The sequence below is a fragment of the Cohnella cholangitidis genome, from assembly GCF_014107495.1.
Classification (GTDB): Bacteria; Bacillota; Bacilli; order Paenibacillales; family Paenibacillaceae; genus Cohnella; species Cohnella cholangitidis.
In genome coordinates this window covers 1278130-1304348 of the sequence record NZ_CP041969.1, presented here as the reverse complement: position 1 = coordinate 1304348, position 26219 = coordinate 1278130, and the positions used below count along the sequence as shown (strand labels likewise).

Annotated in this window: 20 protein-coding genes, 2 pseudogenes and 2 riboswitches; of the genes and pseudogenes, 14 read left to right on the top strand and 8 right to left on the bottom strand. The window is 51.5% G+C overall.

What is annotated here, in order from left to right; genetic code table 11:
• Positions 1-24: 24 nt before the first annotated feature.
• On the top strand, positions 25-2640 hold the full coding sequence (locus FPL14_RS06395) for an SLC13 family permease (RefSeq protein WP_182302227.1): 2616 nt from the start codon (positions 25-27) through the stop codon (positions 2638-2640).
• A 59-nt stretch (positions 2641-2699) separates the two neighbouring features.
• Here the strand turns inward: FPL14_RS06395 and FPL14_RS06390 are convergent, their stop codons facing one another.
• A complete protein-coding gene (locus FPL14_RS06390) occupies positions 2700-2846 on the bottom strand; it encodes a YqzM family protein (protein ID WP_182302226.1) in 147 nt (48 codons plus the stop codon).
• Positions 2847-3081: 235 nt separating this feature from the next.
• On the opposite strand from FPL14_RS06390, the gene uvrC reads away from it, so the two are divergent.
• The 6 genes from uvrC to FPL14_RS06360 all read left to right on the top strand — a co-directional run bounded on the left by uvrC (position 3082) and on the right by FPL14_RS06360 (position 9010).
• A complete protein-coding gene (gene uvrC / locus FPL14_RS06385) occupies positions 3082-4986 on the top strand; it encodes an excinuclease ABC subunit UvrC (RefSeq protein ID WP_229263946.1) in 1905 nt (634 codons plus the stop codon).
• 206 nt (positions 4987-5192) lie between these two features.
• On the top strand, positions 5193-5927 hold the full coding sequence (locus FPL14_RS06380; RefSeq protein ID WP_182302224.1) for a YkoP family protein: 735 nt from the start codon (positions 5193-5195) through the stop codon (positions 5925-5927).
• Between the two features lie 35 nt (positions 5928-5962).
• On the top strand, positions 5963-6655 hold the full coding sequence (locus tag FPL14_RS06375) for a phosphatase PAP2 family protein (RefSeq protein WP_182302223.1): 693 nt from the start codon (positions 5963-5965) through the stop codon (positions 6653-6655).
• On the top strand, positions 6639-7211 hold the full coding sequence (locus FPL14_RS06370; protein WP_182302222.1) for a class I SAM-dependent methyltransferase: 573 nt from the start codon (positions 6639-6641) through the stop codon (positions 7209-7211). The genes FPL14_RS06375 and FPL14_RS06370 overlap by 17 nt, the downstream gene beginning before the upstream one ends.
• Positions 7212-7257: 46 nt before the next feature.
• Positions 7258-7947 (top strand): response regulator transcription factor, encoded by a 690-nt coding sequence (locus FPL14_RS06365; protein ID WP_182302221.1) that lies wholly within the window; start codon positions 7258-7260, stop codon positions 7945-7947.
• A complete protein-coding gene (locus FPL14_RS06360; RefSeq protein ID WP_182302220.1) occupies positions 7937-9010 on the top strand; it encodes a sensor histidine kinase in 1074 nt (357 codons plus the stop codon). Before FPL14_RS06365 ends, FPL14_RS06360 begins: the two co-directional genes overlap by 11 nt.
• Here FPL14_RS06360 and FPL14_RS06355 read toward each other — a convergent pair.
• Positions 8970-10670: a CPBP family intramembrane glutamic endopeptidase gene (locus FPL14_RS06355; protein WP_182302219.1), complete on the bottom strand. Its 1701-nt coding sequence runs from the start codon at positions 10668-10670 to the stop codon at positions 8970-8972. The genes FPL14_RS06360 and FPL14_RS06355 overlap by 41 nt on opposite strands.
• 256 nt (positions 10671-10926) lie before the next feature.
• Positions 10927-11126, top strand: a riboswitch (cyclic di-AMP (ydaO/yuaA leader).
• A 93-nt stretch (positions 11127-11219) separates the two neighbouring features.
• On the opposite strand from FPL14_RS06355, the gene FPL14_RS06350 reads away from it, so the two are divergent.
• The 4 genes and pseudogenes from FPL14_RS06350 to FPL14_RS06335 all read left to right on the top strand — a co-directional run bounded on the left by FPL14_RS06350 (position 11220) and on the right by FPL14_RS06335 (position 15473).
• Positions 11220-12560 carry a TrkH family potassium uptake protein gene (locus FPL14_RS06350; protein ID WP_182303877.1) on the top strand — a complete coding sequence of 447 codons (1341 nt, stop codon included), beginning with the start codon at positions 11220-11222 and terminating at the stop codon, positions 12558-12560.
• A gap of 14 nt (positions 12561-12574) precedes the next feature.
• Positions 12575-13920: pseudogene (locus FPL14_RS06345) on the top strand (TrkH family potassium uptake protein).
• Between the two features lie 13 nt (positions 13921-13933).
• A complete protein-coding gene (locus FPL14_RS06340) occupies positions 13934-14596 on the top strand; it encodes a potassium channel family protein (protein ID WP_182302218.1) in 663 nt (220 codons plus the stop codon).
• A 97-nt stretch (positions 14597-14693) separates the two neighbouring features.
• Positions 14694-15473 (top strand): polysaccharide deacetylase family protein, encoded by a 780-nt coding sequence (locus FPL14_RS06335; protein WP_182302217.1) that lies wholly within the window; start codon positions 14694-14696, stop codon positions 15471-15473.
• A 68-nt stretch (positions 15474-15541) separates the two neighbouring features.
• Here FPL14_RS06335 and FPL14_RS06330 read toward each other — a convergent pair whose 3' ends face one another.
• On the bottom strand, positions 15542-16183 hold the full coding sequence (locus FPL14_RS06330; RefSeq protein WP_182302216.1) for a 3D domain-containing protein: 642 nt from the start codon (positions 16181-16183) through the stop codon (positions 15542-15544).
• 6 nt (positions 16184-16189) lie between these two features.
• A riboswitch (cyclic di-AMP (ydaO/yuaA leader) is annotated at positions 16190-16349 on the bottom strand.
• A gap of 151 nt (positions 16350-16500) precedes the next feature.
• Positions 16501-17409 (bottom strand): LysR family transcriptional regulator, encoded by a 909-nt coding sequence (locus FPL14_RS06325; protein ID WP_182302215.1) that lies wholly within the window; start codon positions 17407-17409, stop codon positions 16501-16503.
• 170 nt (positions 17410-17579) lie between these two features.
• Between FPL14_RS06325 and FPL14_RS06320 the strand changes: the two genes are divergently transcribed.
• From FPL14_RS06320 to sdhB, 3 genes and pseudogenes are all read left to right on the top strand, one after another.
• Complete coding sequence (locus tag FPL14_RS06320; RefSeq protein WP_182302214.1) at positions 17580-18254, top strand: succinate dehydrogenase cytochrome b558 subunit; 675 nt, start codon at positions 17580-17582, stop codon at positions 18252-18254.
• 18 nt (positions 18255-18272) lie between these two features.
• A pseudogene (gene sdhA / locus FPL14_RS06315) lies at positions 18273-20028 on the top strand (succinate dehydrogenase flavoprotein subunit).
• Positions 20029-20031: 3 nt separating this feature from the next.
• Positions 20032-20811 carry a succinate dehydrogenase iron-sulfur subunit gene (sdhB, locus tag FPL14_RS06310; RefSeq protein ID WP_182302213.1) on the top strand — a complete coding sequence of 260 codons (780 nt, stop codon included), beginning with the start codon at positions 20032-20034 and terminating at the stop codon, positions 20809-20811.
• Positions 20812-21734: 923 nt separating this feature from the next.
• Here the strand turns inward: sdhB and FPL14_RS06295 are convergent.
• From FPL14_RS06295 to FPL14_RS06280, 4 genes are all read right to left on the bottom strand, one after another.
• Complete coding sequence (locus FPL14_RS06295; RefSeq protein WP_229263803.1) at positions 21735-22412, bottom strand: hypothetical protein; 678 nt, start codon at positions 22410-22412, stop codon at positions 21735-21737.
• 551 nt (positions 22413-22963) lie between these two features.
• Complete coding sequence (locus tag FPL14_RS06290) at positions 22964-23767, bottom strand: carbohydrate ABC transporter permease (RefSeq protein ID WP_182302211.1); 804 nt, start codon at positions 23765-23767, stop codon at positions 22964-22966.
• Entirely contained in the window at positions 23764-24651 is an 888-nt protein-coding gene (locus FPL14_RS06285; RefSeq protein WP_182302210.1) for a carbohydrate ABC transporter permease, read from the bottom strand. Before FPL14_RS06285 ends, FPL14_RS06290 begins: the two co-directional genes overlap by 4 nt.
• Before the next feature lie 91 nt (positions 24652-24742).
• Positions 24743-26125: an ABC transporter substrate-binding protein gene (locus FPL14_RS06280; RefSeq protein ID WP_182302209.1), complete on the bottom strand. Its 1383-nt coding sequence runs from the start codon at positions 26123-26125 to the stop codon at positions 24743-24745.
• Positions 26126-26219 lie beyond the last annotated feature (94 nt).

Below are 26219 nucleotides of genomic sequence, written 5' to 3'. Positions count from 1 at the left end.
CATTTCTCAAGAGGAATTTTCGACATGGCGCTTACGGGTATTAAGATGTTTCAAGGATTGTCGAACATGGAGCTGGCGAGAGTACTTGGTCGTCTGGATAAGCAGAACAGACCGGCGGGGAGCTTGTTGTTTCGGCAAGGCGATCCGGGTGACGGCATGTTTATCATTCAAAGCGGCAAAGTCCAGCTGTCCATGGAAACGGCGGATGGAAGCAGTCAACCGCTTGCGGTTCTCGGCGAGGGAGACATCCTCGGAGAAATGGCTCTGTTGACAGGCGAATCCCGATCGGCCACCGCGCTTACTTCGACGGAATCGGTTCTGTTCGTCATGGACAAGGAAATATTCGAGAAGCTGATTATGGAGCAGCCGACGATATCGGCCTATTTTATTTCGCTATTATCGCAAAGATTAGTTCAGACTAACGATAGATTGCAAGTGTCTAACGAGGCCAAGGACAAATGGATCCTGCAGGAGCTTGACCAATATTCCGGCGAGATGAGAGACATTCTGTGCGCTTGTTCGTTGTTGCCGCGTATGAATCGGAAACTCCTTTTCGCGCTATTCAAGGGGGACTCGGCCGAGAATTTGCTGGATCATATTCGGAAAGGCTCGGAATTTTTTACGCTGGAGCCTTCCCCGGCAGCGATGCCGGAATGGACCGTTAATGCCGCTGCGAAGCCTGCTTTGCTTGGATTATGGAAAACGATACGAACGGACGAGCAATTAGACGAATGGCTGGACCAAGCCGCGGATAGTTGGATTAGCGATTCCGAATGGGGCAAGGCTATCGAGCTTTATGCGGTTAACGAGCGGTGGGAGGCCGCGTTGAACCTTGCCGCGCAAGCTCCCGAAACGGACGATGGATATCGTTATTTGGATCCGTGTCCCGCGACTTTGCTGTTCGCTAAATTTAACGTGCTGGACCGGTATTTGCGGTATTGCGCCGCTCGACAAAGGGAAGCCGGTTTTACGAAGGTGCAGCAGGCTTTGGAGAATAGTCCGATGCCGTTCACGCTCGATCAAAGGGTCGTCCTGTATGAGATCGGAGCCGAAATTTGCCAGCAGCTGGATCGGAAGGTAAAGGCATTGGAGTATTTGTCCATGGCGGAAGCTTTGGCATCGTCTCTATCCGATCGTACGGCGGCGACGGGAGAAGCCGAAGAGCGCGCGTATCGGGCTGCCAAACAAAAAATGGAGAGGCATAAAACGAACGAACTGGCCTCCAAAGCGAACCACTTGTTGAAAAACCGGAGCTGGAGCATCGTTATATGCGTGTTGGTTGTCGCATTCAGTTTGGGTTTCTTTCATTTCTCTCCTCCGTTCGGAGGGTTGTCGCGACAAGGGATGGATTTTATCGGCATCGGCATTGCCGCCGTCGCTTTATGGATCGTTAATCTCGTAGCGGACTACCTCGTTGCTTTGTTCATGGCGATGTTCTGGGTGTTGGGCGACCTGGCGACGCCGGAAATCGCTTTATCGGGATTCTCCTCGACGACTTGGCTGTACATGCTGTTTATTCTAGCTTTCGGGGCGGTCATTACGAAGTCGGGGATCCTGTTTAGACTTTCCCTCCATGCGCTCAAACGATTTCCGTCCAACTATCGGGGACAATTGTGGGGCGTCGTGGCGGGCGGCGCTTTGTTGAATCCGTTGATTCCTTCCTCCTCGGCTAAAGTCACTTTAGGCGTTCCCATAGCCCGTACCTTGTCCGACTCGATGGGGTTTAAGGACAGAAGCGACGGGGCGGCGGGCCTAGGGCTCGCGGCCATGGTGTTCTACGGGTTTACGGCGCCTTTCGTTCTGACGGGTTCCTACAGTAACGTCATGGCGTTCGGCCTAGTCGACGGGGTTAAGCAACCGAGTTGGTTTCAATGGTTCCTGTATGCGTTGCCGGCTTTTCTTATTTTTACGGTGCTCATTCTCGTTTTCTTGCTCCTGAAGTTTCGCAAGGTGTCGTCCGCCAAGCCGATCTCGCAGAAGGTGCTCGACGATCAGCTGCGGCTTCTGGGCAAGCTAACGAAACAAGAGCGAGTAACCGTACTCACCGTTGTCGGAAGCATTCTGCTTATGATCGCCCAGCCTCTTCACGGGCTCGACAACGCGTGGGTCATGCTGCTAGGGTTTGCGGTGCTTGTCGCCACGGGGACGCTGGATTCGCAGACGCTCAAGACAGGCATGGATTGGACGTTCCTCATCTTCATCGGCATTGCGTTCAGCTTCGCGGAGGCGGCGAAGCAGCTAGGCATTATCGAAGCGTTATCCTCGTTCTTGGGAGAACATATGTCGATGTTTCTCTCCTCGCCTATGCTGTTCTTGGCGGCGGTGATGGGGGTGTCGTTCCTCGTGACCCTCGTCGTGCGGGACGATCCCGCGCTAATCTTGCTGGTCATCGCGACGATTCCGCTGGCGGAGCAGGCGGGAGTTCATCCGTGGGTGCTCGTATTCGTCGTCTTGCTGTGCACGGATCCGTTCTTTTTCGCCTATCAATCTCCGACTTATTTAACTGCTTATTACAGCGCGGAAGGCAAGTCGTTCCATCATCGCCAAGGACAATGGGTCGCTCTGGGATATGCCGCGGCGGTTATCGTTGCGGTCATGGCAAGCGTGCCTTATTGGCAATGGCTGGGTTTGATTAAATAAGGGCAAAGCAAAAGCCGCCAGGAGCTATCGGCTCCTTGGCGGCTTTTAGGCATGCGAGCTTATGAAATAATAAATTTAACGACAACCGCTACCGTAAATACAACGAACATGAAGCCGAACATGGCTCCGAAGCCGACTGCCGTATCCATTAAATCGTCGCGCGGCTCTTCGTTGATGTGCTGGCGGGGATCTCTTACGTTTTCCATGGGAAGCCTCCTGACACATTCGATAACTACAGTATACCCAACATCGCTTTTTGTTGTAAAGTATTCCTGATTGTCTTAGGTGACAAGTTTGCGACAACCAACAATCGGATAAGGAAACGAAACCCGCAAATATGCTACAATGGGAGGAACGGGTGTTCTGCCCCTTATGCCATTTACCGAGGAGGTGCCGTACGTGGACATCCTGAATCATTCACTGGCCGATCGCGACAAAGCGATGGAAAACATTCGCCATAAGCTGGCGTTGCTTCCCGATCAGCCGGGCTGTTACCTGATGAAAAACGATGAAGGAAAAATTATTTACGTGGGAAAAGCCAAAGTGCTTAAAAACCGCGTCCGCTCTTATTTTACGGGAAGCCACGATGGCAAAACGCAAAAGCTTGTCTCGGAAATCCGGGACTTCGAATATATCGTCACCGCAAGCAACACGGAATCGCTTATCCTCGAATGCAACTTGATCAAAGAGCATTTTCCGCGTTACAACGTATTGCTTAAGGACGACAAATCTTTTCCTTATTTGAAGATCACCCACGAAGCGCACCCGAAGCTGGAAGTGACCCGGCGGATCGTGAAGGACAAGGGCAAATATTTCGGTCCATACCCGAACGCCTTCGCCGCGCAGGAGACGAAGAAGCTTCTGGATAGGTTGTACCCTTTGCGCAAATGCAATACGTTGCCCGACAAAGTTTGCCTCTATTATCACTTAGGGCAGTGCGTGGCGCCTTGCGAATACCCGGTCGAGCAGTCCGCGTACGAAGAGATGATCGGAGAGATCTCCCGGTTCTTGAACGGCGGGCATGCGGAGATTAAAAAAGATCTCAAGCGCAAGATGGAAATCGCGGCCGAGGAACTGGAATTCGAGCGCGCGAAGGAGTACCGCGACCAGATCGTCGCCATCGAAGCGCTGATGGAGAAGCAGACGATTAACATGGCAGATGCGATGGATCGAGACGTGTTCGGCTTTTCGGTCGACAAGGGCTGGATGTGCGTGCAAATTCTCTATATGCGCCAGGGGAAAATGATCCAGCGTCACATGTCCGTTTTTCCGTATTACGGGGAAGCATACGATGATTTTTTAAGCTACGTTACCCAATACTATAGCGATAACCCGGCGCTTCCGCGAGAAATGCTGCTGCCTCCTCCCCCTGAAGCGGGGGAAGAGCAGGCGTTGAACGCTGATGGACCGGATGCTCGGCAAGGAGTTAGCTTGGTAGCTGAGGCTAAAGAGCCCTACGGCGAAGATGCGGCTGCGGATTCGGCCGAGGAAGGGGAAGCGGCGGAGGTCGGAGAATCGTTGCGCCGCTGGTTGAAAATCAAGGTGGCGGTGCCTCGCCGCGGATCGAAGCGCCAGCTCGTCGCGATGGCTTGCGACAACTCCCGGGTCGCGCTCGAAGAGAAATTCCGCCTGATCGAACGGGACGAATCTCGCAGCGTGAAAGCGGTGGAAGGTTTGGCGCGTTGGATCGGCATTCCTAACGCCAATCGTATCGAAGCGTTCGATAACTCGAACATTCAAGGTTCGTCTCCGGTGTCCGCGATGATCGTGTTCACGAACGGCAAACCGGATAAGAAGGAATACCGCAAGTATAACGTCAAGACCGTGCAAGGACCGGACGACTACGAGTCGATGCGGGAAGTCGTGCGGCGCCGATACGAGCGCGTGCTCAAGGAAGGCTTGCCGCTGCCCGACCTGATCGTCGTCGATGGAGGAAAGGGACATATCGCGTCCGTGCTCGACGTGCTGGTGAACGAGCTCGGCATGGACGTTCCCGTATGCGGGCTGGCTAAGGATGCCAAGCACCGCACGGCGCAGCTGCTTGTAGGCGATCCGCCGGAAATCGTTCCGTTGCCGCGCGACAGCCAAGAATTTTACTTGCTGCAGCGCATTCAGGACGAGGTTCATCGGTTCGCGATCACGTTCCACCGGGAGAAGAGAGCGAAATCGATGGTCGCGTCGAGGCTGGATGCCATCCCCGGCATCGGAGAGAAGCGCCGCAAGCAGCTGCTGAGCCACTTTGGCTCGCTTAAAGCGATCAAGGAAGCAAGCGCGGACGACTTTAAGGCCGTTTCGATCGGAGATGCGCTAGCTCAGCGCATTCTTGACGCATTGAACGCGGAGTAAGGTTGTTAAGGTTAACCAACATGTCCAAGATCAATTGGCGGAACCCGCCCAGCACCCGAATAACGGTGCTGGGCTTGTTTGCGTGCTTAGCTTCGCGTTCAGCCGATTTGTACAGCATCAAGACCTAAGTCTAACCGATACTAGACAAAAGATAGGAGACAAACCCGACGCGAAGCGATGGGAGGCGGTACCGGCGGAAGGATAGAATGAAGTCAACGACCAGCAATGGCGGAATCGTTGGCGAAGGTGGAAACGCGATGCTGAATAATCAACCGGAATTGGCGGTAGGGGGCAAAAGTTCTACGAGGGCTTTATCGAATAGAAGAAGAGGAATTTCGAATACAAGGCAATGGGTTTGGCTGAGATGGGAAAAAACGATAGGACGACTCATGGACCTTAATAGCGAATATGCGATGGAGGCCGGGATTTGCAGGTTATTGGTTAAAAAGCACAAAGGCGGCGACATCGTTTGCGCGGACGGCACGCGGATCGCGAAAGGCGACCTGGTCGGGGAACTGCATCTTAACAACCGCATGATACACGAGATGACCATGAAAGTCGGCGCGACTCGAGCGGCGATGCAGACAGCGCGATTGGTGCGGAAATCTCTTATGGAAATTAACGAGGCGCTTGAAACGCGAACGGACTTGTCCCAAGTGAAAGCTTTGGTCGGAGTGACCATGCTTCATCGGGGGTTAACCCACGGCTTGGGGTTTGAACAAAGGAAACTGCCATCTAAGCGCTTCGAGAAATTTACTGCATTGTACTTGAGATTGCTGTTGCTTTGCATGCATCCCGACGGCATGGAAAGGATCGGACGGAATAAGGACAAGCTTGCTCCTTTAATGCTGATTATTTCGAGGGATGCATTAACGCGAAAGTTCAGCTTTATTAATTCTTCAGAATGTTCTCGAGAAGTTCCTAAGGATTGTTCTCTATGATGGGTTTCATCAACCCTTGATGGAGGAGTGGAACGATGGAACTACAAAAGAGAGAACGCATCAGCCCGAACGCGCGGAGTCGCATGTCAGCTTACAAACCTTTGCTGGGACTGCTAGCCGTTCCTGTTATTAACTTCTTTTACGTAATGCAAAATCACCCCGGAGGAAACGTTCTGTCATTAGTAACGGAAGTGGATAGGAGCACGCCTTTTATTTCGGAATTCGCGGCGCCCTATATGCTCTGGTATCCGTTCCTGTTTCTCGTTTTTTTCTTGGTCTTGCGCCAGGACAAAATCAAGTATTATCGTTTATTGCTCGCTCTTTGCATCGGTCTTCTACTGTCTAACCTCGTCTATTTGTTTTTTCAAACGACGGTTCCCCGCCCCGAAGTGGAATCTACCGGATTTTTTAATCATTTGGTAGCAATCGTTTACGCGAACGACGAACCGTATAATTGCTTTCCCAGCATTCATGTCTTGTCGAGCACGCTCATGATCTTCGGCTTGCAGTCGTTGCGATGGAGGTGGAGAATCCCTCTTGCGGCGTTCGCGATGCTTATTATCGCCTCCACGCTGTTCATTAAACAGCATGTGATCGCCGATCTTTTGGCGGGAATGCTATTGGCTAAGTTCGCGTTCTGGTTGGCTGGGAAAATGTTGCCTGTAGTCCTGCGCAGGACAGCGGCGTTCAGGAGAAAGAGGGGGGCTCGCTATGCGGATTATAAGTGAGGAAGCCCGCCTGTTCCTACGAAAGTTCGTTCGCAAGCCTAAGCAGATCGGAAGCGTCGTCCCCAGCTCGAGATTCCTCGCGGACAGCATGGTGGCCCCGATTCCCTGGCATTCCGTGCAGTCCGTGGCGGAGCTTGGATCAGGTACCGGCGCGATCACGCAGGCGATCTCCCGCAAGGCGCTACCGGATACGAAAGTGTATTTGTTCGAGAAGGATTCGAAAATGAGAAAACGACTTTTGCGGGACTATCCCGACTTCAAATGCGCGGCCAACGCCGTCAATTTGTCGCGTATTCTCGCCCAAAAGAATGCTCCGAAGCTGGATTGCATACTGAGCGGTTTGCCTTTTTATAACTTTCCCCAGCCGCTGCGGGACGTCTTGATGGAACAAATCTCGGCGTCGCTGAAACCGGGAGGATTGTTCGTAGCTTTTCAATATTCCATGCAAATGAAAAATCAAATGTCCTCGATGTTCCAAATCGAGCGAATTCAGTTCGTCCCGTTGAATTTCCCTCCCGCTTTCGTCTATGTATGCAGGAAAGAGATAAGGAGTTAAAATTAGGAAGGGAAGTCAAACGGTTTAAAGGAGCGAGAGATCGCGAATGAACACAAGCACCGTCTTGATCGTCGATGACGACGCTGAAATCAGGGATGTCATCCACGTATATTTACGCAATGATGGATTTCGCGTTCTAGAAGCGGAAAACGGCCTTCGCGCTGTGGAGATCGTTGCGAAGGAGCCTGTACAACTCATTATTTTGGACGTGATGATGCCGGATCTGGACGGAATCAAAGCTTGCATCCGTATTAGGGAAACGTCCGACATTCCGATCATTATGCTATCAGCCAAACAGGAAGATATCGATAAAATTACGGGACTTTCCACAGGGGCGGACGATTACGTGTCCAAACCTTTTAGCCCGTTGGAGTTAATGGCAAGGGTCAAAGCTCAGCTTCGCAGGCAAAACCTGAACGCGAACAGCGAGCCCGAAACGGTCATACGCGTTAATGAGCTCATGATCGACGTCGCGCAGCATCAGGTAACGGTAAGGGGTCAAGAAGTAGCTCTTACGCCGCTGGAGTTCGCGATTCTTGAATTATTGGCTAGCCACAGAGGGCAAGTGTTTCATGCCGATCAAATTTACGAGAAGGTATGGAAGGAGCCTAGCGGTTATTCGGACAATACGGTCATGGTCCATATCCGAAACATTCGCGACAAAATCGAAGACAATTCCCGGGAGCCTCGCTATATCAAGACGGTATGGGGAGTAGGTTATAAAATTGAGAAATAACAAGTTCAACTCCCTCATTTCGACTCTTACCGGGCGAAGAAGTCTTCGATTTCAGATGGTATGGACGTTCCTCGCCAGTATAGTAGCAAGCTTTTTGGTATCCGTGTCCATTCCTAGAGGCCTCTTGTTCGAAGTCCCGATCTCGGTAATCGCCTTCTTCGGAACTTTCACGATCTCGTTCCTTGTTTTAACCCGCCGCACGATTAAATACATGCAGACATTATCCGAAGGTTTAACCGTTATTTCGGCGGGCAATCTTCATTATCGAATTCCGATCGTCAGGCAAGACGAACTGGGTGCGGTTGCCGAGCACATTAATTTCATGGCGCAGAAACTGGAGAGCTTGATCGAGAAAGAAAGGCAATTGGAAAGGTCGAAGATGGAGCTGATCACGGGCGTTTCGCACGATCTTAGAACTCCTTTGACGAGCATTATCGGTTATTTAGGGCTACTGAAGGAGAAGGCTTACCAAGACGAGGCGGAATACGAGCGTTTCGTCGGGAACACCCACAACAAAGCAATACAGCTGAAAAGGCTCATCGACGAGCTGTTCGAGTATACGAGGTTGACTCAGAGCGAAATTATGCTGGATCTAGAGACTATAGATCTCAGGGAGCTCCTTAATCAAATGCTTGTCGAGATTCAACCGCTAGCCCATGACAACGAAGTGGCTATTGAGTCGGAGCTGCACGAACAGCCTTTATTCATTCGGGCAGATCCCGAACGAATCAAGAGAGCCGTCGATAATTTGTTGATTAACGCCGTGAAGTTTTCCGTTAAACCGGGCGTAATTCGGGTGGTTTTGACCGGCCGGGATAAACAAGTTACCTTAATGGTGGAAAATGAAGGCGAAGCGATAACTAAAGATCAGGAGGAACGATTGTTCGACCGGTTCTATAAAGCGGACGACTCCAGAACGAAAACAAGCCCGCAAGAAGGAGCGGGCTTGGGTTTGGCGATTACCCGCACTATCGTGGAACGGCATGGCGGGCGAGTTTATTTAGACCATTCGGAAGGCCGCTTTAACTTCGGGGTCGTATTGCCCTATGCAGTCCCCATATGACGATCCCCGCGAGTCCCGGCATGAGAATGCTGAACACGCCGCCGGCGAAATCCCCGGGCAAACCGTCGAACATCATCTGCATGCCCATTAAGATCGCATCCAAAGTAACGTGGGCGAAAATGACGGTCATGATGCCGAAGCGAAGCATGAACCATCCGAATAGGAAGGACATGAGCACGAGCTCGATTACTCGCGTGTAAACCGGAAAGATGGCATATCCGACATGGCCTAGCGCCCAGATTAAGCCCGGCGGTACGATTGCGGCCGTCGTTAGCCAAACCAAAGCTTTGCGGGAAGGCTCCTTCCCCAGTATTTTGCGTGCGAGACCTACGAACCATAGGCGGAATACGCCGATGCCGAACAACCGGCTCTGCAGCTCCTCGGAAATCCCGGCGCACCATGCCAATAAAGGAAGCAACAACGGGATGCTCATGTTATACATCGATTGCGACGCGTCCGAGGCGGCGAAGGAGCCTAACGATTTCTCGAGAAGAAGCAAAATAACGGACTGTGCGCCAAGCAGGATAAAGGCGAGGAAGTAACCTTCGCGCATGCTCCTGAGCACTGCTTCCCCATAGCCGGATTCTTTCCATCTCGGCCACAAGCTGTGTCCCATCGATTTCCACAAACCGTCTCCGCCTACGGCGGATAAGTAAGTAAATACCGCCATTGCCGCATAAGTGATCAGGCTGACGATAACGGTCGCGTTACTTCCAACGCCGACGCCATCATCCCATGTTCCGGCTCGCAGGCCGGGTATCATGTTAAACGTTAAGCCGGCATAGAGGACGAAGAACAGGACGGATAAGAAAATCCCTCGTAAGTAAGAGCTATTCCCGCCATGGGTACCGGTATAAATGATGGCAAGAATGAACAGCAGCACTTGAGGCAATAGAAAACCGAGCAAAGACAGCATGGCCGACCATTTTTCCTGGCTATCGAGATAATCGACGAAATCGTCGGGCAAGTTCACCCCATACGTTACGGATCCGCCTTGCCAGGAGGGGAAAGCGGAATCGAACGTGCTGAATCCGTCCGGCATGCTCACTTTAAGCCATAGGCGAGCCTCTTCGATCGAGCCCGATTTCGAGGCGAAAGTGAAAGCGCCGTCCGAGTCCGATTTACCCTCCGGCTCCCAATCTCCCGGCTGTACGCCCCAAAACTCCGCGTATTTCAGCGCGTTGGCCGCAGATTGCTCCCCGCTCGCTCCTTCGCTTACCGAATGATCCTTTTTAGCCGGCCAATCGCTATAATGCTTCCAAGCGACTAGGTTTCCGGATTCCATGTTCAGGAAGAGCAGCAGTTTCCCCTTCTCGCGTAAATGCAATTCGACCGCGTAAGTATCCGTCGGAGCGGAGGCCGACCATTGTTTCTCATAAGCGTCATACAGTTTATATTTGGAAAAGTAACCGGTCGTGTCGCTATCGGACAAATGCGTGACCGTCTTTTTCTCCGTTTGATCGGGTCGTATCCCGAATTTCGCCTCCGCCCACTCCAGCGCTTTGTCCTCGGCTTTGGAACGCGTCATGACATCTTGCACGTCGATTGCAAACAATTGCCCCGTGATGGGGAATACTTGAATGAGCAAGAAAAACAGGAACCCGATCGTGGCTGTCCAGATCCAGCGTTTGTCCAAAGCGGATGGGGCTAATCTACTCAAAATGTATCTCTCCTTAAGCAAAATAAGTTCAAGTAAACGCATACAGCGGGTTTAATCTTGTGAAACGCCTTATTTTTCATCAAGTATCTCTCATTTTCGATGAAAATGAAAGCAAAGAGAACGATAATCACTGTCCGAGGGCATAAGCATGAGCAAGCTATCGGTAAAATCGTTCAAATGAGTCGGTTTGCCCCCTTTTTGATGTTGTCCCCCTAAGCAGGAAAGAATATAATTCGATGGTACGTCTGAAAATCATCTGAATAGATAGCCGAATTTCCGAATTTGAGGGCAACCTCATAACGAAAACGGGGGAACCAACCAATCATCGTATACAAGCTTCATTGTATTCGAAGATCCCGGGGTGAATTCCAACCTCGCGTCTAGGCGCGATGGATAGGGCAGCCTGTTCGAGCCCGAACCCGACAGCTAACCTCGTAGGCTACGTAACGAACAGGACTCGCGTGCGAATAATAAGCGCTGGGGTTCCAGTGCTTTTTTTGTTGCATAAATGTCCAACTCCCTTGAATTTCTTATGAGGTGACTTATTTGATTAAAAAAGCAATAAGATGGTTCAGCGCGTCTCCGCCAAGAACTTTGCTGATCGGATTCGCGTTCATCATCTTCGCCGGAGCGCAGTTGCTGAGATTGCCCATCGCGACGGTAAGCCGGGAATCGATGTCCTTCGTGGACGCGCTCTTCACCGCGACTTCCGCCACATGCGTGACAGGGTTGGTTTTGTTCGATACGGGCAGTCATTTTTCCACCTTCGGCCATTGGGTCATTCTGCTGCTCATTCAAATCGGCGGGATCGGTTTCATGACGATGGCGACTTTGTTCGCTCTTATCCTTCGTAGAAGAATTTCGCTAAAGGAGCGGCTTATTTTACAAGAGTCCCTCAATCAAGGAAGCATCGAAGGACTTGTCAGGCTCGTAAGGAAAGTCATTTTCTACGCGCTGGCGTTAGAGACGGCGGGAGCGATCCTGTATTCGATTCGTTTCGCGATAGATATGCCTCTCGGGCAAGCGATCTATCATGGGATATTCCATTCCATCTCCATATTTAACAACGCGGGCTTCGATTTGTCGGGGGACTTTAGCAGTTTTTCCAAATATTCCGCGGATTTGTACATGAATATCGTCTCCATGGTGCTGATCGTTCTCGGCGGCTTCGGATTTATCGTGCTCGCGGATTTGTTCGAAATCCGAAAAAAGTGGAAATTTTCATTACATACGAAAGTCGTTCTAAGCGTTTCGGCGGTATTGATCGGATTCGGAGCATTGATTATTTTCATTTTCGAGTTTACGAACGGGCGGTCGATCGGGGACGAGGCTTTCGGGCAAAAGGTGTTAATGTCGCTGTTCCAATCGGTTACGACCCGCTCCGGCGGCGTCGCGACCGTAGACATCGCCGAATTGCGCCAGGCGACTCAATTTTTCATCATTATCCTCATGTTTATCGGCGCTTCGCCAGGTTCAACGGGCGGAGGGATCAAGACGACGACGTTCGCCGTGCTCGTCGGTGCCGTATTGGCTATGATCCGCGGTAAAGAGGATGTTGTCCTGTTCCGCCTGCGTCTGGCACAGGAGCGGGTTTACAAGGCGGTTACGGTTACTTTGTTCTGTATCGGTATCGTAATGCTAGGAACAATGGTGCTCGCGACGACCGAGGATGCAGGGTTTCTGAAAATTTTGTTCGAAGCGACATCGGCGTTCGGAACGGTCGGTTTGTCGATGGGACTCACGGCCAATCTATCCATTGCCGGAAAATTAACGATCATCTTTCTCATGTTTATCGGGCGTTTGGGTCCACTGACGTTGACCTACGCGCTTGGGCCTAAGCCGGGTCGAGTGCTCTACCGTCACGCGGAAGGAAAAATCATTATCGGTTGACGGAGTGGATGGTCATGGTTGTCAAATTATTCAAATCTATCGCGGCATCTCCGCCCAGAATTCTCGTGTTGGGCTTCGCCGCGATCATATTCTTGGGAGCGGGCTTGCTTATGCTGCCCTTCGCCCATACGCAAGAAGCGGCTCCGCGATTCATCGATACGTTGTTCACGGCAACGTCCGCGACTTGCGTAACCGGGCTTGTGGTCGTCGATACCGGAACATATTGGACGACGGCCGGCCAATGGATCATTCTGGCGATGATCCAGATCGGCGCCTTGGCTTTATGACGATGGCTACGCTATTCGCGATCATGCTCAAGCGCCGGATCTCCTTGAAAGAACGGCTCGTCCTGCAAGAAGCGTTTAATCAGACGAGTATCGAAGGAATTATTCGATTAGTGCGCAAAGTCGTTATTTACGCCTTAACTATCGAGCTAGCCGGAGCCATTTTGTTTACGGTACGATTCTTATTCGATATGCCGGTCGGCGAAGCCATCTATAAGGGCGTCTTCCATGCGGTATCTTTTTTCAACAATGCCGGTTTCGATATTATGGGTGACTATCGCAGTTTGGTAGATTACGTAGGAGATCCTTTGGTTAACATCGTTACGATGCTGCTCATCGTTCTAGGCGGTCTAGGTTTCGTCGTACTATCCGATTTGGTTGAAATCCGCAATCCTAAACGTAAATTATCGCTTCATTCGAAAGTCGTGCTCAGCATGTCCGCCTTATTGATCGTGGCAGGCGCGGCAGTCATCTTCCTATTCGAATACACGAACAGCAGAACGATGGGTTCGCTCGGATTCGGGGAAAAGCTGTTAGCGGCCTTCATGCAATCCGTATCGCCAAGAACGGCCGGAGTGAACTCCGTAGATATCGGAGCGTTGCGGCAAGCGACCCAATTCATCATCGTTATTCTCATGTTTATAGGGGCTTCGCCTGGTTCCACGGGCGGAGGAATTAAGACCACGACGTTCACCGCGCTTGTCGGGGCGGTCGTTGCCATGGTCAGGGGCAAGGAAGATGTCGTGCTGTTCCGTATGAGGTTGGCGCAAGAAAGGGTATATAAAGCTTTAACCGTTACGTTGTTCGCCTTCGGACTCGTCATTATGGCCACGATGATCTTGTCGACGACGGAGGACCACCATTTCCTCATGATTCTGTTCGAAGTGACTTCCGCTTTCGGAACGGTCGGTTTAACGATGGGATTGACGGCGCATTTGACCGTCGCGGGCAAAATCATCATCATTCTCATGATGTTTATGGGGCGGCTTGGGCCGCTGACCTTGACTTACGCGCTTGGGCCGAAGCAGGGTCGTGCTTTATATCGGAATGCGGAAGGTAAAATTATTATCGGGTAGAGGCGGAAATGTCATGAAGATGAATCAATTCGTAATTATCGGTTTGGGACGTTTCGGATCCAGCTTGGGAACGGAGCTAATCAAGCTAGGGTACGAGGTGCTTGGAGTCGATCGCGACGAAGAGAAGGTGCAAGAGCTTTCCAACGTGCTGACGCATGCGGTCGTAGCGGATGCAACGGAGGAAGAGGTACTGCGTTCCGTCGGCGCCCGTAACTTCGATTGCGGCGTAGTGGCGATCGGGGACGATATACAGGCGAGCATCCTGGCGACGATTTTATTAAAGGATCTCGGCGTTAAGAAGGTCGTAGCCAAGGCGGTGTCCGACCTGCACGGACGCGTGTTGGAACGCGTGGGCGTAGACCGGATCATTTATCCCGAGAGAGACATGGGGGTAAGGGTCGCGCATCAGCTCGTATCGCCTAATTTACTTGATTATATAGAGTTGTCCAAGCAATATACGATCGCGGAGCTGGCGGTTCCTCAATGCTTGGCGGGCAAATCGCTGGACGACGTTAATCCGAGAGGGAGATTCGGCTGCAGCATCGTTGCCATCAATAAACCTCAAGGAATTATTATCGCCCCCGTGGCGAAGGACGTATTGTCTACGGACGACGTGATGGTCGTAATCGGCACGAATGACCAAATAGAACAATTCCAACAATCGATCGGGCAATAGCCCGATCTTTTTTATTTAGGAGCTTAGAGGAGTTGAATGAAAACCATCCCATTCGTTCAGGATATAGATTAGATAAGCTGCAGGGAGGAAGGGCGAGATGAAGATTTCACGCTCCAAAACAGCGGTGATGGCGCTGCTTAGCGCCGTCACCCTTTTGTCTTTGTGGGGGAGTTGCGTGGGGGCGTCCACCGTTAATGCCAAGCCTTCCGGCATCAAATGGTCGGATCTGGAACGCAAATACGAAGGGGTATTCGTTTTGTCGGCTTCCCGCGGTTCCCGGAAGGTCGCGTTGACGTTCGACGACGTGCCGGATCCTCGGTTTACGCCGCAGGTTCTTAACGTGCTAAGAGATAAGAAGGTTCACGCTACTTTCTTCGTCGTCGGCACCCGAAGCTCGAAGCATCCTGACCTGGTCAAACGCATTCATCGGGAAGGACATGACATCGGCAACCATTCCTACAGTCACCCGAACTTCTCTAAGCTGCCTTTGGCGAAGGTACAGGAGCAGATCGGACGCGCCGAGAGGAAAATCGAAAGCATCGTCGGATTTAAGCCTAGGCTCGTTCGTCCGCCGTACGGGGAAATTCTGCCCGCGCACTTGGAGTGGGCGAAGAAGAAAGGGTATACGGTAGTGAACTGGGACGTGGATTCCTCGGACTGGCGGCAACTGAACGCCGATAAGGTGTTCCGCAACGTGACGCAATCGGTTCGTCCCGGTTCCGTCGTGCTTATGCATGCCGGCGGAGGGAAAGGCCAAAATTTGTCCGGCACCGTAAAGGCGCTTCCGAGGATCATCGATTGGCTTCGCGCCCATCAGTACGAGCCGGTCACTTTAACCGATCTTTTGGAAATACCGGAGCAGAGAACGGGCAAATAGTAAAAGGACTATTCGCGAAAGCAGGAGCTTATCGCGAATAGTCCTTGCGGCAACGGCATGAGCCGCGACTATTTCAAAATATAAACTTTAACGCTCTGATAACCGAATCCGGACACGAAATCGCGAGAGCCGGGCACGAAAATATCGATGCGGTTGCCTTTGATCGCTCCGCCTTTATCCGTTGCGGTAGCGACTAATCCTCCGGCAGGCAAGCCCGAAAACTGATATCCGGTGATGTACACTTTCGTGCCGAAGGGAATGATCTTCGGATCGACGGCGATCGTGCCAAGCTTAAGCGGATTTCCGAAGTAGTCAACGGGTCCCCATTTTCCGTTTTCCTCCGCCGAAGCGGAATAGGCCGTCGCCTTGATGTCCATTACTTTCGAGAAAGCTAAAGACTGGCCGGCGGATGTCGTTATCGCTTGAACGGGCTTGGCGGATTCGTCGGCCGAAATCGAAGGCGCTTTCGCGGCGCCGCTTGGGATAAGCAGCTTCAGTCCAGCATAAATGTTCAGCGGATCAACGTTGGGATTCGCATCTACGAGCTGTTGAAGAGGAACGTTCAATTGCTGCGAGAGCTTCCAGAACGTGTCGGATTCCTTCGCCGTATAGGAAGTTGCCGCATGCGCGGTAAATCCCGGCAGTGCCAACGTTGCGCCTAATACGAGTGCCGCAGATCGCGTACTCCACTTTTTCCAACTGTGTTTCATTTACGGTATTCCTCCTGGAATTGGCCGGCGAGGTTAGCTGTCGGATTCGGGCTGGGAGATCAGCCCTACGCTTTCGTCGCGATTCACCCCTAGTACGATACGGCTTACCGATATGTACTTTCGTTCATTTCCCCCGCACCTTTACAGGTTTTGGCCGGATTTGGTCGCGATTCGAATAATAAATCGCATTGATACAAACTTTCCCCAATCGAGATCGGGTTAATCGTTCGAATACTTGTAAAAGGTTACCACAGCAGGTAGGCGTTTAAAACCGGAAAGTTCAGGAAAAGGGGAGCAATCCCGCGCCGGGCCTGCTCTTATTGCTGGCTTGCTCGCCTTGCGAAATACGTTTTCGTCTCTTCGATCAGGAAACGCGTGGAAGGAGCAAGCCATGCCGGGTCGCCGTGAATGAGGGACGTTGTCCGTTTCGTCTCCTCGAGTTCGCGGATCCGTACCAAGTATAGATCGTTGTCTTCCAATACCTGCTCGCGCAAGTAAGATTTCGGCAATAAAGTGCCCGCTCTGCAAGCGGACAACAGGCGGATAATCGCTTCGAAGGAATCGATCTCCATCCGGACGTCGGGTTTCAGGTTATAGGCTCGGAGGAGCTCGTCCGTTAACGTTCTGTACCAAGTGCCGGGAGCGAAAAGGATCATAGGCAAGCCGTGCAAATCGGCCATCTCCAAATGAGTTCTTTCTAATATAATGTGCGTTCGCGGAAGGACGAGGATAAGATGATCGTCGAATAAGGGTAAACTGGTAATAGCGGGATCATCGATGACGGAGGAAGCGACGATGCCGAAATCGACTTTCCTCTCCTTCACGAGCGTGGCGATTTCGTGGGATTTGCCGGTAATGGCTTTGATCTCCAGATTAGGATGTTTCTCCGTCATGGCCGTAATCAGATCCGGGAGCGTGGTTTGAAGCGTCGTTAAGCTGGCTCCGATAGTCGCGACATGGGCTTCCGAAGATTTGAACGCGTTCAGCCGTTGTAAAAATCCGCCATGATAACGTCGCAGATCAAGCGCGAACTCGTAAGTGACTTGACCGGCAGCCGTCAACTCGAGCCGCTTGCCGATTCTTCGGAACAGATCGACTTCAAGCTCCGCTTCCAAACGGGCTAAACGGCGCGAGAGAGCGGGCTGGGACAGGTTAAGCCTCTCCGCCGCTTTGTTCAAGCTTTTCTGTTCTACGATCGTCGCGAATAGCCGCATATCTTCAAGCATCGGGATCACCATCCTCATATGCAAAATAGTTATAAGTATTAATATTAAATAAGCAGTTCCATTATAAGCGAAAATAGAGTAACCTTAAAAGCGGTGACGAAATGGTGACGAATGGATAACATCGTCAACTGAAGTCAAAGCACGGATGCGAAAGGAGAACAAACACAGACATGGCGAAGGGTAATTCTTATTTACCGAGAAAGCTTCATTCGTTGCTTGGCGTAATCCCGCTCGGATTGTTCATCATCGAGCACGCGCTGACGAACTACTCCGCTTACGAAGGCGGGCAGGAGGGCTTTACGAAAAGCATTGATTTTCTGAACAGCGTACCTCTTGTATTCTGGCTGGAATTGTTCGTTATCTGGCTGCCTATTTTATTCCATGGGGTATACGGGTTGTACATCGCGTATCAATCGAATCTTAACACGGGCAGATTCAGCTACGGCCGTAACTGGGCATTTGCCGCACAACGGATAACGGGGGTCATAACCTTTATTTTCGTTGCATGGCACTTTTACGAAACGCGCTTTCAAATTACGCTCGGCAACGTGACCCACGAAGAGCTAGGACAGCACATGAACGGTATCGTGAGCGATCCGCTTGTATTTACGGCTTATATCATCGGCGTTCTCGCGGCGATGTTCCACTTCTCGAACGGTCTATGGGCGTTCTTCGTTAGCTGGGGCATTACGGTCGGTCCGCGCGCTCAGAAGGTTTCCTCTAATATCTGCATGGTCATCTTCGTAATCTTGTCGGCTCTGTTCTTGTTGTCCCTGTTCGCTTTCCGCGGCGACGAGTTCGCTTCGGCTGCAGCAACGGCGTTAAGTTCAGTGTCGAACGGTTAGAGGGAGGAGAAACATACAATGGCTACTCAAAAAGTAATTGTCGTCGGAGGCGGGCTTGCCGGATTGATGGCGACGATTAAAGCGGCGGAAGCGGGAGTTCGGGTCGATCTGTTCTCGCTGGTTCCGGTTAAAAGATCTCACTCCGTATGCGCTCAAGGCGGGATTAACGGAGCTGTAAATACAAAAGGCGAAGGGGATTCCCCTTGGGAGCACTTTGACGATACGGTATACGGAGGCGACTTCCTCGCGAACCAACCTCCCGTTAAGGCGATGTGCGAAGCGGCGCCTGGCATTATTCACTTGATGGACCGGATGGGCGTTATGTTCAGCCGTACGCCTGAAGGTTTGCTCGATTTCCGTCGTTTCGGCGGTACGCAATATCACCGCACGGCGTTTGCCGGCGCCACGACGGGGCAGCAGCTGCTGTACGCGTTGGACGAGCAAGTGCGGCGCTGGGAAGTGGCGGGCCTCGTGCAGAAATTCGAGCATTGGGAATTCACGTCCGTCGTTCTAGACGATGACGGCGTTTGCCGCGGAATTTCCGCGCAAGATCTGCGTACGATGGAAGCCGTCACGTTCCGCGGGGATGCGGTCATTCTGGCAACCGGCGGCCCGGGCATTATTTTCGGCAAAACGACGAACTCGGTCATCAATACGGGAACGGCGGCGAGCGCGGTTTACCAACAAGGCGTTCACTATGCGAACGGCGAGTTCATTCAGATTCACCCGACGGCGATTCCGGGAGACGACAAAAACCGTCTGATGAGCGAATCCGCAAGGGGAGAAGGCGGTCGCATCTGGACGTACAAAGACGGTAAGCCTTGGTACTTCCTCGAGGAAAAATATCCGGCATACGGTAACCTCGTGCCGCGGGATATCGCGACTCGCGAAATTTTCGACGTGTGCGTAAACCAGAAGTTGGGAATCAACGGGGAAAACAAAGTTTACCTTGACTATCCCACAAGGATCCGAAGGAGCTTGACGTTAAGCTCGGCGGAATTATCGAAATTTACGAGAAGTTTACCGGAGACGATCCGCGTAAAATTCCAATGCAAATTTTCCCTGCGGTTCACTACTCGATGGGCGGATTGTGGGTCGACTACAATCAAATGACGAACGTTCCGGGGCTGTTCGCCTGCGGAGAGTGCGACTATCAATATCACGGCGCGAACCGTCTTGGCGCAAACTCGTTGCTGTCCGCGATCTTCGGCGGTATGGTCACGGGACCGAAAGCGATCGAGTACGTGCGCGGCTTGAAGAAGTCGGCCGAAGACGTATCGGAGAGCATTTTCGAGCAAGAGCGCAAAAAACAAGCGAACAAATTCGAATCGATCCTGAAAATGGACGGCAACGAAAACGCTTATGTATTGAGCAGAGAGCTCGGAGAGTGGATGACGAACAACATGACCGTTGTCCGTTACAACAAGAAGCTCGAAGAGACGATCGACAAAATCAAAGAGCTTAAGCAGCGTTACCATAAGATCAACATCAACGATACCGCGCAATGGAACAACTCCGGCGCCGCGTTCACTCGTCAATTGTGGAACATGCTGGAACTGGCAGAAGCGATGACGGCCGGAGCGCTTCTGCGCAACGAGAGCCGCGGAGCCCACTATAAGCCGGAATTCCCGGAACGGGACGACGAGAACTTCCTGAAGACGACCAAAGCGACATTTACGCCCGAAGGGCGCAAATCTCGTACGAGGACGTGGACGTATCCTTGATCCCGCCTCGGAAACGCGACTACTCCACCAACAAGAAGAAGGAGGGTTAATCCATGTCTCAAGCTACAACTGCACCAGCAACGGCAGCGGGTCGTAAAGTCAAATTTATCATTACGCGCCGAGAGCGTCCGGATGCCTCCCCATTCACGGAGGAATTCGAGGTTCCGTACCGTCCGAACATGAACGTGATCAGCGCTTTGATGGAAATTCAGCGTAATCCGGTGAAGGCGAACGGCGAGAAAACCGCGCCCGTATGCTGGGAATCCAACTGTTTGGAAGAAGTTTGCGGCGCTTGTTCGATGGTCATCAACGGCAAGCCTCGTCAAGCTTGCAGCGCGCTCATCGACAAGCTGGAACAACCGATTCGGTTGGAACCGATGGCAACGTTTCCTGTCGTAAGGGACCTGGTCATTAACCGCGAGCGGATGTTCAACGCGCTTAAGAAGGTTAAAGCATGGATTCCGATCGACGGAACGTACGATCTCGGACCGGGTCCTCGGATGGCGGAATCGAAGCGCCAATGGGCTTACGAGCTGTCCAAGTGCATGACGTGCGGCGTATGCCTCGAGGCTTGCCCGAACGTAAACGACCGGAACAGCTTTATCGGTCCGGCGCCGATCTCGCAAGTGCGCTTGTTCAACGCTCACCCGACGGGCGAGATGAACAAGCACGAGCGTCTGGAAGCGTTGATGGAAGAAGGCGGCATAGAAGGCTGCGGCAACTCGCAAAACTGCGTTCGCTCCTGCCCGAAAGGCATCCCGCTCACGACTTCCATCGCGGCGATGAACAAAGACACGACAAAGCAATTGTTCAAGCAATGGCTTGGCATGTAACTCATTAGGGTAAACCGTCGTTCCTTCGGGAACGGCGGTTTTTTTGGGCAGCGGTGTGTTTTGCCTAGGTGTAAAGGCAAATTGTCTCATTGCTGCTATATTCAGACTATGCGTAGCCCCGCGTACCCCGCGTACCCCGCCTACCCCGCGTACCCCGCGTACCCCGCGTACCCCGCGAACCCCGCGTACCCCGCGAACCCCGCGTACCCCGCGAACCCCGCGTACCCCGCGAACCCCGCGTACCCCGCGAACCCCGCGAACCCCGCGAACCCCGCGAACCCCGCGAACCCTGACGCAATCCCGCATGCGCCACATGCTCGCCACGGGCAAACCCGCGAACCCCGTACCGCCAACTTTCAACCAACCAACCAACCAACCAACCAACCAACCAACCAACCAACCAACCAACCAACCAACCAACCAACCAACCAACCAACCAACCAACCAGGCAATCTCTTGTAACCCAAGTGTAAAATATACATCTAAAATAGGCTTCTTTTCCCGCAACATTGTCTAAGTGTAAAATCTGCAACTATTTTAGATCATTACAATGATTTATGGTATATTCACGCGATTTAAGTGTATGTTTTACACCTAGATCATGAAAAAGAGCATTTTCCATAATTATTAATGTAAATTTTACATTTAGACGTGATCGAGCTAGGGCGTGATCGAGCTAGGGCGTGATCGAGCTAGGGCGTGATCGGGCAAGTACGTGAGCGAGCCATGATCGAGATAGCCATTATCGAGACAGGGATGATTAGACAGTTATGATCGAGAAAGTCATATTAGACAGCCATGATCGAGACAGTCATGATGGAGTTAGTATGGGCTGGGAATATATAGGTTACTTATAGTGCTTGCAATCGGTTTATGTGTGCTAAGAAACTGTGCGTAGTACTAGTTTGTTTCGACATTGGATATTAGCAAATAAAATGAACGGCTCCATCCGCGACTTTATACCAAACGACTCTCATGCTTTTTCCCGTCATGACAGGGACAATCCAGCCCTTAGTTAGTAGCTGCCGAAGAATCCTCATGGTTGTTCTGTAATTGATCTGGAAATTTCGGGAGACATCTATTGGACGGAAAGGCCTAGCCAGTCTGAGAGCGTATCTGATGATTTCCTTTTCTCCTAGCCGAGAGGCTTGCTTCGGAACTTCAATATCTTGAAATTGGCTAAAAAATAAGCGAAGCAATGTGATGCATAATTCGGGCCGTTTTGAGACGTTGTCATAGGTTAAGGAGATAAGGCGGTAACCGATCCCTTGGAGAAACAGCTCCCGATTCGAATCATTATCGAATCCGTTTCTATCCATTTCCCGAATGTGTTTGGCGAAGCCTTTGATCTCGAATATTAGAGTGAAATTCCAAGGGGTTTTCCAAGCAAAATCGGCAAAATAGGACCTGCCCCGCCAATCCATGATTTCGTACTCGGGATGCAGATTATCCAAACTCCCTTTAAGGACCCACCAGATGTTCTGCAAAAATAACTTCTCTCCATGAAAATTGCGGCTAATCAGCCGTCCTCTGCGCTCGCCGGATCGGCGTTCGATATGGCTTTGCATAAACTTTTCGTACGCTTGTTCAAATTCCATCATTTTAACCTCCTAAGAATGTAATTTAATCATCCGACTACAACCAAATACTCAGCAATGAGCTACGATTCGACATCACCCCAGACATAATTTTGCGAGGGGATAGGGGCGTTTTGCGAGGGAATTGGCCATTGTGCGAGGGGAAGGCCAGATTTGTGCGGGGAAAGGGGCTTCCTGGTCGATGAGAAAGTAGCTTCCTGGTCGATGAAAAAGTAGCTTCCTGGTCGATGAAAAAGGGGCTTCCTGGTCGATGAGAAAGTAGCTTCCTGGTCGATGAGAAAGTAGCTTCCTGGTCGATGAAAAAGGGCCTTCCTGGTCGATGAGAAAGTTGGCTTCTTGATCAATGAAAAAGGGGCATCTTGGTCTATGAGAAAATGGGGGGGAGCTAGAGCTTTGTACGAGTGAAAGCTACATGGACAAGACGCAAAAAAAAAGAACGCCCCATCCCTGATCCGGGATAAGGACGTTCTTCGTCTCTTAGTTGACAGTATATTCGGAAAATTGCAAATTGAACAGTCCTAGCATTGTGTTCTGCATAGCTAACTCGCTGCTTCTTACCCCTTCACGGCGCCGGCGGTTAAGCCTTTCATGAATGTTCTGGAGCCCAGAATGAACAAGATCAGCACCGGTACGGTCGTCATTGCGAGTGCAGCCATACGGGCGGCGTAGTCGGTGCGATGGACCATTCCGAGATTGGAGATGAAGAGCGGCAACGTAAACCATTCCGATTTGTTGATCGTGACCAAGGGCAGCAAGTAGTTGTTCCATGACCACAAGAACACCATCGTCGCCATCGTCGCGAGACCCGGCTTAATGATCGGAAGGACGATGCGCAGCAAGATACCGGGCTCGGTACAGCCGTCGATGCGCGCGCATTCGAGCAGATCGTTCGGTACGGCATCCCGCATGAATTGAATCATGAAGAACGCTCCGAACGGGAAAGCCATCCAGACGAAGATTATCGGCCATAACGTGTTGCCTACGCCGATGTGGCGCATCTCGATAATGTAGCCGATCAATCCGACCTGCGTAGGCACCATCATCGTGAGGATAACGAATATTTGCAGGAAATTCCGGCCGCGGAATTTGAATTTGGCGATCGCGTAGCCGATCAACGTGCTTGTGAACAGCGCAAGGGCGACCGAAGTAATCGACACGATCAGGCTGTTGCCGTACACCCGCAAGAAGTCGGATTTGAATACCGTTTTTAAGTTCTCGAATAGATAGTCGCTAGGAAGAAGAGGGATTCCCTTGAACAAATCTTCGTTGAAATAGGTACTCATGACGATCATCATGTAAAAAGGAAACAGCGATAACAGAGAAATGAGTATTAGGCAAATCCACATAAGCTTCTTCATCGCTTATCCTCCTTTGGCGCACTGAGACGATAGCTGATGATGGAGAAAAAGACGATCAATACGAACAAGGTATAAGCGATTGCCGAAGCATATCCGAAGCGCGTATTGGAAATGAACGATTCGTCCACGAATTTCCAGATGACAGTAAGCGCCGTATTGTCCGGCCCGCCGACTTGCACCGACCCTGACCAACCGCCGTACAACAGCTTAGGCTCGTCGAACAACTGAAGTCCGCCTATGACTGACGTGACGATCAAAAATACGGAGATGTTTCTAAGCAACGGCATCGTGATGTGACGGAAAGTATGGAACCCCGTCGATCCGTCGACTTTGGCCGCTTCGTATACGTCTTGAGGCACGGCCGTCATGCCCGCCATGAAGATGACCATGAAATAACCGAGGTTGCGCCAAACGACCATCATGGCAATGACCGCCCGCGAAGTCCACGGATCTTGAAGCCAATAAAAGCCTTCCTGCATCAAACCGAGCTTCACGAAGATAAGATTGATCAAGCCGGTTTGCCAATCGAAAAAGTAAGAGAAAATAAAACCGATGGCGACCGGAGTCGTAATGTAAGGGAGTACGTTAATCGTTTGAAACAGCTTTCTTCCTCTCGTGAGCTGGAAAGTCCAATAGGCGAGAAGAAGGCCTAAAATGAGCGTAACCGGAATGAACATGAGCATCATGATCAACGTGTTCCAGAGCGACTTGTAGAACAAAGGATCGTTCGTTAGCAAGTCGACGTAGTTCTTAAAGCCGATATAGGTTTTTTCGCCGATTCCGTTCCAGTCGTTTAAGCTCAGGTAGAAGGAATAGAGTACAGGGTATAGTTGAAACGCCGCGTATGAAAGAATGAAAGGCAAAGCGAAAAGGTAGGGCCACATGCGTGGCCCCCATTTCCGTTTGCGGGATGCGGCGGAAGACGTTAGAAGTGTGCGTTCCGAATTCACGTTCATCCCTCGTTTATGCAAGTTTTTATTTCACGTTGGCGTCGGTTGCTTTGTTCTTCACTTCGGTGATGAATTTTTGCAACGCGGCATCCGCGGTGATGGTAGTGTCCTTGGTCCACAAAGGATAGAGCGCGTTGAATACGCTGTCGACTACGGAGTCATACTTCGATTGCGCTTCGCCCTTCATGTCGGGAACGATGTTCTCCATGAAGTATTTCGCAAGGTTTTGTCCTCCGAAGAACTCGTCGTATGCTCCCGGAGCATCGATAAGAGCTTTTTGATTCTCGTAGAACGCTTTGGAGCTGGTCATGTTGCCGAATGTTTTGAAGTTGTAAGCCGAGCCTTCGTCGGACAAGTAAGCGAATTGCATGAATGCCCAAGCGGCTTCTTTCGCTTTGCTGTCTTTGTAAATTCCGATTGCCGTTCCGCCGCGCGTAAATCCGCCTTCCGGCGCTTTCACGAGACCCCATTTGCCGCTGCCCTCAGGGTCGTTGGCGGAAATATGCCATTTCGGTCCCCAAGGTCCCATCGGGTAGAACATGAATTGGCCCTTCGCCATCGAAGCGGACCATGCGGGCGTCCAAAGCTCGTTTTTGCCGAGAATGCCCGCATCTCTCATTTTGAACAAAGTTTCAAGCGGCTTTTGCAGCTTGGAAGTAAGGTCAACGTCGGTACCGTTAACGTAAGAGTTGAAGTTTTGTCCGCGAAGAACGATATAAGCGTCGCCCAATCCAGGGAACATCAATACATTGCCGCCGCTTTTTTCTTTCAGTTCTTGTCCTTTGGCGATAAAATCATCCCAAGTGGAGATCAGCTTTTCCAGCTCGGCAGGATCGTCCGTGCCCCAGTATTGCTTGGCAAGGTCGCGGCGGTAAGCGAACCCGGCAGGCGTAATCGCCTGGTCGATCGCGATCAACTCGCCTTTGGAGTTCTGCAAGTATGGAACCGTGTAATCCAGCACGGAGCTCTTGTCGAAATTGTATGGCGCGCCTTCCAGATTATCCAGTACGCCTAGATCGAACAGCTTGCCGCGGTAAGCGGATTCTCCGAGAATGATGTCCGGCACGTCGGAGCCGGATGCGATACCGCTTTGCAGCTTCTGTAAGTAATCGTTCGGGTTAACGACGGTGACTTCGACTTTGATGTTCGGATATTTTTTGTTGAATTCCGGAATCATGCCGTTCTGGAACGTTTCATCCCAGTCCCAAATTTTGACGGTGCCGCTCAGGTCGGCCGGGTTGGCGCTTGCGGCTTGGCTTGCGCTCGGGCTGGAGCCTGCGCTTGAATCCGCCGTTGCCGAAGGCGCGGCATTGTTGTTATTGTTGCCGCCGCACGCCGCGAGCGAAACGGTCAGCAAGGAAAGCGAGGCGAGCATCGTCGCCCATTTCTTGAATCCGATTGTCTTCATTGTTGAATACCCCTCCTGTATCTCTTGTGGAAAACGCTTACCTTGTTATGTTAACAGCGAGGGTTAAACGGGAAAACGAGAGTAAGCGGTTATT